The sequence below is a fragment of the Streptomyces olivaceus genome (genome assembly GCF_000721235.1).
In the GTDB taxonomy this organism is placed as follows: Bacteria; Actinomycetota; Actinomycetes; order Streptomycetales; family Streptomycetaceae; genus Streptomyces; species Streptomyces olivaceus.
In genome coordinates this window covers 1-306 of the sequence record NZ_JOFH01000157.1, presented here as the reverse complement: position 1 = coordinate 306, position 306 = coordinate 1, and the positions used below count along the sequence as shown (strand labels likewise).

At 70.3% G+C, this 306-nt stretch carries 1 protein-coding gene; it reads right to left on the bottom strand.

What is annotated here, in order from left to right:
• A partial coding sequence (locus tag IG94_RS39535) for an AMP-binding protein (protein WP_043485782.1) occupies positions 1–306 on the bottom strand: 306 nt, incomplete at both ends.

The following is a 306-nucleotide window of genomic DNA, read 5'->3' as shown; positions in this document are numbered from 1 at the left end:
GCCGGCGATATACAGCTCTCCGGTGACGCCGGGTGGGACGGGGCGCAGGTGGTTGTCGAGGACGTAGGCGCGGGTGTTCCAGAAGGGCCGGCCGATGGGCACGGGTCCGGAGGGAACGGGTTCGCCGGGCTGGATGTGGAAGTCGGTGCAGTTGACGGTGGCTTCGGTGGGCCCGTAGGCGTTGATCACGGTGACGTCGGGGTGCGCGGTGCGCCAGGTAGCCAGTGCTTCGCCGAGGAGGGCCTCGCCACCGGTGATGAGGGTTCCCGAGGGGGAGACCTCGTCGGGGAGGGCTTCGAGGAGGCC